This is a genomic window from Pseudomonadota bacterium (genome assembly GCA_018823285.1).
Lineage (GTDB): Bacteria > Desulfobacterota > Desulfobulbia > Desulfobulbales > JAGXFP01 > JAHJIQ01.
Map to the genome: position 1 here is coordinate 21,828 of JAHJIQ010000028.1, position 10,306 is coordinate 32,133.

Sequence of the window (10,306 nt, forward strand, 5' to 3'; positions counted from 1 at the left end):
TGATCATTATGGAGAACAGTCATGTCAGATAAGCCAGAACTCGATTTCGCAACCCGGGTGATCCATGCCGGCCAGAAGCCTGCCGATTGGGAGGGCGCCACTCTGCCGCCGATCTTCCAGTCGGCGTCCCACGCCCATCCTACTGCGGAAAATTTAAGCGACACCTTCGGCGGAAAAACCAGGGACCACATCTATATGCGCCTGACAAACCCGACCAACCGGGTTCTGGAGGAAAAGCTTGCCTCCCTGGAAGGCGGGGCGGCCGCAGTGGTCATGGCCTCGGGAATGGCCGCAATCACCAACGCCTGTTTGGCACTGCTCCGCGCAGGAGATGAGTTCGTCACCGGCAACTCTCTTTTTATGTCGACCTACGTTCTGTTCGCCAATATTTTCAAGAAGTACGACATCACCGCCCGCTTTGTCGAATCAACCGATCTCACCGCCATCGAACAGGCCATCAACGAGAAAACCAGGTTTGTCTACCTTGAGACCATCGGCAATCCGAAGATGGACGTCCCCGACCTCGCCAAAGCGGCGGAGATCGCGCATCGGCACGGCCTGCCGCTGCTGGTCGACAACACCCTCGCCACCCCGTACCTCTGCCGCCCGATTGAGCTTGGCGCAGATATTGTCATTCACTCCACCACCAAGTACCTGAGCGGGCATGGCGATGCCTCGGGCGGGGTGGTGATCGACAGCGGCAGGTTCGACTGGACCGGGGAACGTTTCCCCGACCTGAAACCATTCATCGACCGCAAAGGAGCACTCGCCTACCTCGACAAGGTATGGCGGGAGCATCACATCAATTTCGGAACCACCCAGGCCCCACTTCATGCGTACCTGACCATGCTCGGCCTCGACACCCTGGCGCTTAGAATGGAACGGCATCTGAAAAACTGCCTGAAGGTTGCAGAATTCCTGCAAGGCCGGCCGGAAGTAAAGTGGATCAAGTACTCGGGGCTCGGTGACAGCCCTTCCCACAGGACGGCAGTCAGTCAGTTCGGCGGTCTTGGCTTCGGCGGCGTCCTGTCCTTCGGCCTCGCCGACCAGGAACAATGTTTCCAATTCATCAACAACCTGGAGCTGATTTACCATCTGGCAAATCTGGGCGATTGCAAAAGCCTGGTCATTCATCCATACTCCTCCCAGTACCTTTCTTTTCCCGAGGAAACACGCCGGATGCTGTCCATTACCTCCGATCTTGTAAGGCTCTCGGTTGGAATCGAATCCGTCAAGGACATCTGCCGCGACCTGGGCCAGGCCCTGGACCGGTTATCGGACAAAAAAAGTTTTAAGTTATAAGTTTTAAGTTTCAAGTTGTGGAAGTATTCTAATCAGAACAGAAAACGATGAGGTTTCGGCAGAAATCCTTTAACCTGAAGCGTGCAAAGAAAGCTATGACGCCTGAAGAACAATATCATCTGATCGTAAATCACCACAACTCTTCACTCTTCACCCTTCACTTCTCACTTTCTTCCCTATGAGCGAATATATCGAACACGACCCAGGAAGTACTTCGGCGGGACTGACCGAAAAGAAGTATTTCACCTTCGGCAGCCGGGAGAACGGGCTTACCCTGGAGAGCGGCTCTTCGATCGGCCCGCTGACCATCGCCTACGAGACCTTGGGGACCCTGAGCCGTAAAAAAGATAATGCCATTCTCGTAACCCACGCCCTGTCCGGCGACTCACACATGGCCGGCTGTTACACCGCAAAGGATCCCAAGCCGGGCTGGTGGGATATCATGATCGGACCGGGCAAGGGGATTGATACCGACAAATACTTCGTGATCTGCTCCAATGTGCTCGGCGGCTGCATGGGCACGAGCGGCCCTTCCTCCATCAATCCCTCGACCGGCTGCCAGTATGGACTGCAGTTTCCGGTCGTCACCATTGGTGATATGGTCAAGGCGCAGAAGCGACTGATCGACCACCTGGGGGTCGAAAAACTCCTGTCGGTGATCGGCGGCTCCATTGGCGGAATGCAGGTCCTGGAATGGAGTGTCAGGTATCCGGAGATGCTGGCCTCGGCGGTACCGCTTGCCACCACCACCCGCCACTCGGCCCTTGCCATCGCCTTCAACGAGATCGGCAGGCAGGCGATCATGACCGATCCGAACTGGAACAAGGGCGCCTATTACGACGGGCCCAAACCCGATCTCGGCCTGGCGGTGGCGAGAATGGTCGGTCACGTCACCTATCTTTCCGATGAGGCCATGCGCAACAAATTCGGCAGAAGGCTGCAGAACCGCAGCGACTTTTCCTTTAACTTCGATGTGGATTTTCAGGTTGAAAGCTACCTTCGGTATCAGGGTGCAAAATTTGTCCAGCGCTTTGATGCCAACTCCTTCCTCTACATCACCAAGGCCGCCGATTATTTCGACCTCAGCGCCCAGCATGGCGGAGGTTCTGAAATCGAGGCCTTCTCGCGGGCCCGGGCCAAATTCCTGGTGGTCTCATTCACCTCCGACTGGCTCTACCCCACCTATCAGTCGAAGGCGATGGTCAAAGCAATGAAAAAAAACGGCCTCGATGTGAGTTTCTGCGAAATCACCGCCGAATGCGGGCACGATGCGTTCCTGCTGCCGAACGACCGGCTCTCCAGACTGATCCGCAGCTTTCTTGAACGGGTGGCCCGCCATGAGCGAAAATAAGATGCGCTACGATCTGCAGATCATCGCCTCCTGGGTGGAACCGGGGAGCAAAGTACTCGATCTCGGCTGCGGCTCGGGGGAGCTGCTCCAATATCTCGAAGAGACGAAAAACATCACCGGCACCGGAATCGAAGGTTCCGAGGAACTCGCCACCCGGGCCATCGACAAGGGACTGCAGGTCCTGCAGGGCGATATCAACGAGGAGGTGCTCGACTACCAGGACGATTATTTTGATTATGTGGTCCTGAGCCAGACCCTGCAGCAGGTTTTCGAGCCCCATGTCCTGATCCGGGAACTTTTACGGATCGGCCGGTTCGTGATCGTTTCCTTTCCTAACTTCAGCCACTGGTCGATCCGCCTGCAGCTGCTCTTCAACGGCTACGCGCCCAAGAACAGTCAGCTCCCCTACGAGTGGTACGACACCCCGAATATCCGGGTGATCACCATTGAGGATTTCCGGAAATTTGCCAGGCGTTCTCCCGGATGCAGGATTATCAAAGAAGCGGCGATCAACACCGAAAGCCATGGCCGGAAAGGGAAGATCATCACCTTTCTGCCGAATCTCCGGGCGACTTACGGGATATTCCTGATCAGCAGAAAATAATCCCCGACCCTTAATTTTAACTTCCCGGATGATTATTACTGTAAAATGACCTTCAGGACAGACAACTCGGACAAGGTGAAACCCATGTTTTCCAAAGATATTGAAAACAATCAATGCATTGATGACGCCGAAAACACCAGTCACCTGTATGACGATATCCCGCCGGTGGTCAGGGAACTAGCCGCCTCCTGCAAAAAACACGGCTGCTTCGACCATCTCGGCGCCATTCCCATTCCGACCCACCGGACGGTGGTCCAGATCATTGACCAGGCGCGGCGGATCCTGTTTCCCGGCTATTTTTCCTCGGTTTCGATCAACCCGGCCAACCTTGAATACTGCCTCGGGCAGGAAACCACTGAACTCTTCGAAAATCTGGCCGGCCAGATCATCCAGGCCATCCAGCACGAATGCTTCCAGGCCCGCCAGACCTGCACCCGCTGCAAGGTCCAGGGGTATGAGATTGCGGTCAAATTCATTCAGTCCCTGCCTGAAATCAGCGCGATTCTTGCCACCGATATTCAGGCCGCTCTTGATGGCGACCCGGCAGCCAAAGGAGCGGACGAGGTGATTTTCAGCTATCCGGGGCTGCTCGCGATCAGTATTTACCGCCTGGCCCACAAACTCCGGGAACTGAACGTCCCGGTGCTGCCCCGGATCATGACCGAGCATGCCCATAGCCTCACCGGCATCGACATCCACCCCGGAGCGACCATCGGGAAGAGCTTCTTCATCGATCACGGCACCGGGGTGGTGATCGGGGAAACCACCACCATCGGCAACAGGGTCAGACTGTATCAGGGGGTCACCCTGGGAGCCCTTTCCCTGCCGAGGGATGCCGGAAACCGCTATCGCAACGTCAAGAGACACCCGACCATCGAGGATGACGTCATCATCTACGCCAATACCACGATCCTCGGCGGCGAAACCGTAATCGGCGCCCGGGCGGTGATCGGCGGCAATATCTGGCTCACCGAAAGTGTGCCGCCGGACACCAAGGTCATCCTGAAAAAACCGGAGCTGGTCTATTCAGGTAACGGTAAGGATTAAGATTTCAGCCCCTCCCAATTGAACAAGGAGAACCAGATGAACAGGATATTCCCGGACGTTTCCAAGGCCATCGGCATGACCCCCCTGGTCAGACTGAACAATATCGCAACCGGTCTCGGGGCAACGATTTACGCCAAGCTTGAATCCGCAAACCCGCTGTTCTGTGTGAAAGACAGGATCGGGGTGGCCATGATCGACGCTGCCGAAAAAGAGGGATTGATCAATCCGGAAACCGTGATCATCGAACCGACCAGCGGCAATACCGGCATCGCCCTGGCCTATATTTGCGCAGCGCGGAAGTACCGGCTGATCCTGACCATGCCCGAGACCATGAGTATGGAACGGAGAATGCTGTTAAAACATTTCGGGGCCGAACTGGTTCTCACTCCGGGACCGGAAGGAATGAAGGGGGCGATCAACAAAGCCATCGAACTCCACGGGCAAACGGCCAATTCTTTCATGCCCAACCAGTTCGAAAACCCGGCCAATCCGGAAATTCACCGCCGGACAACCGCCGAAGAGATCTGGAACGACACCGATGGTGGTGTAGATATCTTTGTCGCCGGAGTGGGAACAGGCGGCACGATTACCGGGGTGTCTGAGGTAATCAAGAAACGAAAGCCTTCGCTGAGATCCGTTGCGGTGGAACCTGCAGCCTCACCTGTTCTGTCCGGGGGGAATCCTGGCCCGCATAAAATACAGGGCATCGGCGCCGGTTTTGTCCCGAAAATTCTGAACACCGAGATGATCGATGAGGTCATCCAGGTGACAAATGAGCAAGCCATTGAAACGGCGCGCGCACTGGCGAAAAAAGACGGCATTCTCTGCGGCATCTCTTCCGGGGCCGCCGCCTGGGCGGCCCTTAAGCTTGGTGCGCGGCCTGAAAACGCAGGCAAAATGATTGTGGTGATTCTGCCGGACACCGGCGAGAGATACCTGACCACCGATCTCATGGAGAAATAAGATCAATCGGATCGGCCCTGTCGCCCGTAGACATCTTCAAACCTGACGATATCGTCCTCGCCCAGATAACTTCCGGTCTGGATTTCGATCAATTCAAGCTGGATCACCCCGGGATTTTCCAGGCGGTGCTTCTCACCAACCGGGATGTAGGTTGACTGGTTTTCGCTGACGGTCAGAACTTTCTCGCCCACCGTGACCTTTGCCGTACCTCTTACCACCACCCAATGCTCAGCCCGGTGGTGATGCATCTGCAGGGAAAGGCTTGCGCCCGGCTTGACAATAATCCTTTTCACCTGAAAACGGTCTGCGGCATCAATCCCTTCATAAGATCCCCAGGGTCGGTACACACGTCGGTGCAGTTTTGCTTCGCAGCGGTTCGCTTTGCTCAACTGCTCGACAATCGCCTTCACATCCTGGCTTCGACCCTTCGGCGCCACCACTACCGCATCGGCCGTTTCAACCACGACATGGTCGTCCAGACCCACTGCGGCGAGCAGACGACTCTCGGAGCGGAGATAGCAGTTTGTGACATCTTTAACGAGCACATCACCATTGATCACGTTGCCGTTTGCATCACTCCGGCTCACCTCATGCAGGGAGCGCCACGAACCGACATCACTCCAGCCGCAATCAAGGGGAATGACCACAGCCTTGTCGGTCTTTTCCATAACCGCATAATCGATAGAATCCGACGGGCAGGCCTCAAACTTATCCTGGGCAAGACGGATAAAGTCAAGATCCATGCTCCTCCCGGCAAAAGCCCTGCGGCAGGAGTCGAGGATCTCCGGGGCGAATTTTTCAATCTCGGCCAGCAGGACCGAGGCCTTGAACATGAACATCCCACTGTTCCAGAGATACTGGCCCGACTCAAGATAGCGAGTGGCTGTGGCCAGATCCGGCTTCTCGACAAAACGGTCTACCTGGAACGCGCTATCTTCAGCAAGAGGTTTTCCTTTACAGATATAGCCATAGCCGGTTTCCGGCAGATCCGGAACGATCCCGAAGGTGAGCAGACTGCCGGCTGCGGCGAGCTTTTCACCCGCTGCCACCGCTTCGGCGAAAGCCATTTCATCCCTGATCACATGGTCGGCCGGGAGCAGCAGAATGACCGGATCTCCACCACCCTCCACCGCCAGTAATGATGCGAGCACTGCCGCCGGAGCAGTATTCCTGCCCACCGGTTCGAGGATGATCCCGCCTGATCCGACCTGAATGCCCTGCAATTGTTCTCCGACCAGGAACCGGTGCTCGTGATTGCAGATAATCAGCGGCGGCTCTGCCCCATCAACTTTGACAACCCTTTCAACCGTTGCCTGCAGCATGGTCCGTTTTTCGGCCAAAGGCAGAAACTGCTTCGGATACAACCCTCTGGACAGGGGCCAGAGCCTGGTCCCCGATCCACCAGCCAGAATCACTGGGATCATAGAAAATATCTCCTGGAATGAATTATCAGCTGAACTGAACATATCAACAAGTCATCATAAACATTACTTGACTATTGAATCCTGGCGATATATTTAACACATTTTCAAAAATTTGTAGTAGATTACGGGATCTTTTCCTGATGCTACAAACCTATAATTTTAAAAGCCTCAAAGCCAGCACGCGCCTTACCTATTTCAAACCAGATCGAGAATAATGACTGAGAAGCAGATAATCAAGAGAGTATATCAAGAGGTAAAACCGTATCGATCGACCATGATAATCGCCATGATCTGCATGGCCTTTGTCGCAAGCCTGAGCGCATTGCAGGCCTATATGGTCAAACCTCTTCTTGACAAGATATTCTTTGAAAAGAACAGCACGATCCTGAACATTCTCCCAATTGCCCTGATTGCGATTTTTTTAGCGAAAGGTTTCTTTTATTACGGGTACAACGTGCTACTGGAGAAGGTTGGGCAAAGTGTAATATTAAAATTGCGAAAAAAGATATACGACCACCTTCTCACTCTCGACATTTCATTTTTCCACAACACGCCAACCGGAGAGCTGATTTCAAGAGTAATTTCGGATGTAACCTTGATGCAGACCGCTGTCTCTCACTCACTCATTGGCATTCTCAAAGACTGCCTGCAAGTAATCAGTCTTCTGGGGGTCATTTTCTATCAGGACTGGAAACTGGCATCAATTTCAATGATATTTTTGCCCTTGTCAATATTGCCGATAGTTTATTTTGGCCGAATACACCGGAGTTTAAGCACCAAGACGCAACAGACAATGGCACAGGTTTCGAACAACCTCCATGAGATCATCGGCGGCAATCGGATAGTCAAAGCCTTCTGCATGGAAGGTTATGAAAGCTTAAGATTTTTCGGAATCATTGAGAAACTTTTCGGGATCTTTATCACCGAAGCAAAAGTGAAAAGTTTTTCCCACTCGTTCATGGAGCTTGTGGGGGGGATATTTGTGGCCTGGGTTATCTGGTATGGAGGCCACGAAGTCCTTGCCGACCACTCTACCCCCGGAACATTCTTCTCCTTTTTAACAGCTCTGGTCATGATCTATGAGCCAATCAAAGGACTGAGCAAGGTCAACAGTTCAGTCCAACAGGGATTCGCTTCTGCAACAAGGGTGTACACAGTTCTTGACACAGAACCTCGAATACTTGATTCCCCTTCTGCAGAAAACATTCCATTGATGAGTGAGGGTATTGAGTTCAAAGATGTAACTTTCACGTATGACAACAAAATCACTGTCCTTGACCATATAAATCTTACCATCAGGAAAGGTGAGGCTCTTGCCTTGGTCGGGACCAGTGGTGCAGGAAAAACCACTCTTGTCAATCTCGTCCCCCGTTTTTATGAAACCGGTGCGGGACAGGTCCTGCTTGATGGTCGAGATATCAAGAACGTGACGATCAAGTCTCTGCGCAACCAGATAGCAATGGTCACCCAGCAGACGATTTTATTCAACGACACCATTCGCAATAATATCGCCTACGGTGACCCGGAAAAATCAGAGGAAGATATCATCAATGCAGCGAAAGCTGCTTTCGCTCTTGATTTTATCAACAATCTCCCTGATGGCTTTGATACTGTGATCGGGGAGGGCGGTGCCAAACTCTCGGGTGGCCAACGCCAGAGGATTTCAATCGCCAGGGCTTTGCTTAAAAACGCGCCTATCCTTATTCTTGACGAAGCAACCTCGGCCCTTGACACTGAATCAGAGAGAGAAGTCCAGAGAGCTTTGGAAAATTTAATGAAGAACAGGACTTCGATGGTGATCGCCCACCGCCTTTCAACAATTCGGAATTCAGACCGAATTATTGTCATGCAGAACGGGAGAATTGTCGAAGAAGGGAGCCATGATGAGCTGCTGACAAAAGGCGGCGTCTATGAAATGCTTCACAACATGCAGCATCACCCCTAGAAATTCAAACCCTGAGGCCTTCTCAATGAAACAATACTACAGAAAACGAATCCTTATCACCGGAGGTGCCGGCTTTTTGGGTTCACATCTTTGTGAAAGACTCCTGAACGATGGCCATGAAGTCATTTGTATTGATAACTGTTATACCGGGACAAAAGACAACATCTATCACCTCCTCAACAATCCGGCTTTCGAGTTTATCCGCCATGATGTGACTTTCCCGCTGTATGTTGAGGTGGATGAAATATATAATCTGGCATGTCCGGCTTCACCCATCCATTACCAGCACGACCCGGTCCAGACCACAAAAACGAGTGTGCACGGAGCAATCAACATGCTCGGTCTTGCAAAGCGACTGAATGCAAAAATATTCCAGGCCTCAACAAGTGAAGTTTACGGTGACCCGCAAGTGCACCCCCAGACAGAAAATTACTGGGGACATGTAAATCCAACAGGGAGACGCTCATGCTATGACGAGGGCAAGCGTTGCGCAGAAACACTCTTCTTTGATTATCACCGTCAGCACAAACTGAAGATCAAAGTCGCAAGAATATTCAATACATACGGACCCAAAATGCATCCCGATGACGGTCGAGTCGTTTCAAACTTCATCATGCAGGCACTGCAGAACAAGCCGATTACAGTATACGGCAAAGGGAACCAGAGCCGGTCGTTTTGCTTCGTTGACGACCTGATCGAGGTTTTTGTCAGATTAATGAACTCTGAAGACAGCTTCACCGGCCCGGTTAACACGGGAAATCCGGTAGAATTCACCATTCTTGAGCTGGCTGAAAAGGTGATCGCTATCACAGGTTCAAAATCTGAGATTGTCTTCAAGAAGCTTCCCGCAGACGATCCCAAACAGAGACAACCGGACATCACCCTGGCAAAAGAAAAACTCGGGTGGGAGCCGAAAATCACACTTGAAGAAGGCCTAAAAAAGACGATCCCGTATTTCCAGTCGATCATCACAGGAGACCAGTGAAGTTTACGGTGATCCAGCGATTCATCCCCAGCCCGAAAGCTACCGGGGTCATGTAAATCCAATCGGGATCCGTTCATGTTACGACGAGGGAAAGCGTTGTTCCGAAACGCTTTTTTCCGATTATCACCGGCAGCACAAACTTCGGATCAAGGCAGCTCGTATCTTTAACACATACGGCCCTAAGATGCATCCCGATGACGGCAGAGTTGCATCTAATTTCATTGTTCAAGCTTTGAAAAACGCCCCCATTACGATCTATGGTGACGGCAGCCAGAGCCGTTCATTCTGCTTTGTGGATGACTTGATTGAAGTGTTCGTCAGGCTGATGGACTCCGAAGACAGTTTTATCGGCCCGGTCAACACCGGCAACCCCGATGAACTCACTATTCTTGAATTGGCAAAAAAAATACTTGAATTAACAGGATCGAAATCGGAAATTGTATTCAATCCTCTCCCTTCTGACGACCCAACTCAGAGACAACCGGACATTTCTCTTGCCAGAAAGAAACTGGGCTGGGAAACGAAGATCAGATTAAGAACTTAGCCGTAAATAAAATGGGTGTTATCTAAATAATATGTTATAATTCCGACAAGTTAGCTAAATACAACCTGGAGGGATTATGGCTAAGATTCAATCTTGGGAAGTTTCCGATACCTTTTGGGAGAAAGTTGCTCCGCTGATTCC

The 10,306-nt window shown here is 52.2% G+C and carries 9 protein-coding genes; 8 read left to right on the forward strand and 1 reads right to left on the reverse strand.

Features of this window, described 5'->3' with window-relative positions; translation table 11 throughout:
• The first annotated feature begins 21 nt into the window (after window positions 1-21).
• The 5 genes from KKG35_07675 (at window position 22) to cysK (ending at window position 5,267) form a co-directional block, all read left to right on the forward strand.
• Complete coding sequence (locus tag KKG35_07675; GenBank protein MBU1738008.1) at window positions 22-1,302, forward strand: aminotransferase class I/II-fold pyridoxal phosphate-dependent enzyme; 1,281 nt, start codon at window positions 22-24, stop codon at window positions 1,300-1,302.
• 178 nt (window positions 1,303-1,480) lie between these two features.
• Window positions 1,481-2,653, forward strand: coding sequence for a homoserine O-acetyltransferase (locus KKG35_07680; protein ID MBU1738009.1), 1,173 nt, complete (start codon window positions 1,481-1,483; stop codon window positions 2,651-2,653).
• A gap of 1 nt (window position 2,654) precedes the next feature.
• Window positions 2,655-3,257 (forward strand): methionine biosynthesis protein MetW, encoded by a 603-nt coding sequence (metW, locus tag KKG35_07685; protein MBU1738010.1) that lies wholly within the window; start codon window positions 2,655-2,657, stop codon window positions 3,255-3,257.
• An 84-nt stretch (window positions 3,258-3,341) separates the two neighbouring features.
• Entirely contained in the window at window positions 3,342-4,304 is a 963-nt protein-coding gene (locus KKG35_07690; protein ID MBU1738011.1) for a serine acetyltransferase, read from the forward strand.
• A 36-nt stretch (window positions 4,305-4,340) separates the two neighbouring features.
• The gene (gene cysK, locus KKG35_07695; GenBank protein MBU1738012.1) at window positions 4,341-5,267 is read left to right on the forward strand and encodes a cysteine synthase A; all 927 of its coding nucleotides are present in this window, start codon (window positions 4,341-4,343) and stop codon (window positions 5,265-5,267) included.
• 2 nt (window positions 5,268-5,269) lie between these two features.
• Here cysK and KKG35_07700 read toward each other — a convergent pair whose 3' ends face one another.
• Window positions 5,270-6,691 (reverse strand): mannose-1-phosphate guanylyltransferase/mannose-6-phosphate isomerase, encoded by a 1,422-nt coding sequence (locus tag KKG35_07700; protein MBU1738013.1) that lies wholly within the window; start codon window positions 6,689-6,691, stop codon window positions 5,270-5,272.
• 214 nt (window positions 6,692-6,905) lie between these two features.
• On the opposite strand from KKG35_07700, the gene msbA reads away from it, so the two are divergent.
• From msbA to KKG35_07715, 3 genes are read left to right on the forward strand one after another with little or no spacing between them, the layout of a single operon-like run.
• Entirely contained in the window at window positions 6,906-8,636 is a 1,731-nt protein-coding gene (msbA, locus tag KKG35_07705) for a lipid A export permease/ATP-binding protein MsbA (GenBank protein MBU1738014.1), read from the forward strand.
• Between the two features lie 25 nt (window positions 8,637-8,661).
• Window positions 8,662-9,621, forward strand: coding sequence for an SDR family oxidoreductase (locus tag KKG35_07710; GenBank protein MBU1738015.1), 960 nt, complete (start codon window positions 8,662-8,664; stop codon window positions 9,619-9,621).
• Complete coding sequence (locus KKG35_07715) at window positions 9,590-10,165, forward strand: NAD-dependent epimerase/dehydratase family protein (GenBank protein MBU1738016.1); 576 nt, start codon at window positions 9,590-9,592, stop codon at window positions 10,163-10,165. The genes KKG35_07710 and KKG35_07715 overlap by 32 nt, the downstream gene beginning before the upstream one ends.
• Window positions 10,166-10,306 lie beyond the last annotated feature (141 nt).

Excerpts from the sequence above, each read along its gene's own strand:
- KKG35_07690 (MBU1738011.1), top strand. The coding sequence starts at position 3,342 with ATGTTTTCCAAAGATATTGAAAACAATCAATGCATTGATGACGCCGAA.
- KKG35_07710 (MBU1738015.1), top strand. The coding sequence starts at position 8,662 with ATGAAACAATACTACAGAAAACGAATCCTTATCACCGGAGGTGCCGGC.
- KKG35_07680 (MBU1738009.1), top strand. The coding sequence starts at position 1,481 with ATGAGCGAATATATCGAACACGACCCAGGAAGTACTTCGGCGGGACTG.
- KKG35_07675 (MBU1738008.1), top strand. The coding sequence starts at position 22 with ATGTCAGATAAGCCAGAACTCGATTTCGCAACCCGGGTGATCCATGCC.
- KKG35_07700 (MBU1738013.1), bottom strand. The coding sequence starts at position 6,691 with ATGATCCCAGTGATTCTGGCTGGTGGATCGGGGACCAGGCTCTGGCCC.
- cysK (MBU1738012.1), top strand. The coding sequence starts at position 4,341 with ATGAACAGGATATTCCCGGACGTTTCCAAGGCCATCGGCATGACCCCC.
- metW (MBU1738010.1), top strand. The coding sequence starts at position 2,655 with ATGCGCTACGATCTGCAGATCATCGCCTCCTGGGTGGAACCGGGGAGC.
- msbA (MBU1738014.1), top strand. The coding sequence starts at position 6,906 with ATGACTGAGAAGCAGATAATCAAGAGAGTATATCAAGAGGTAAAACCG.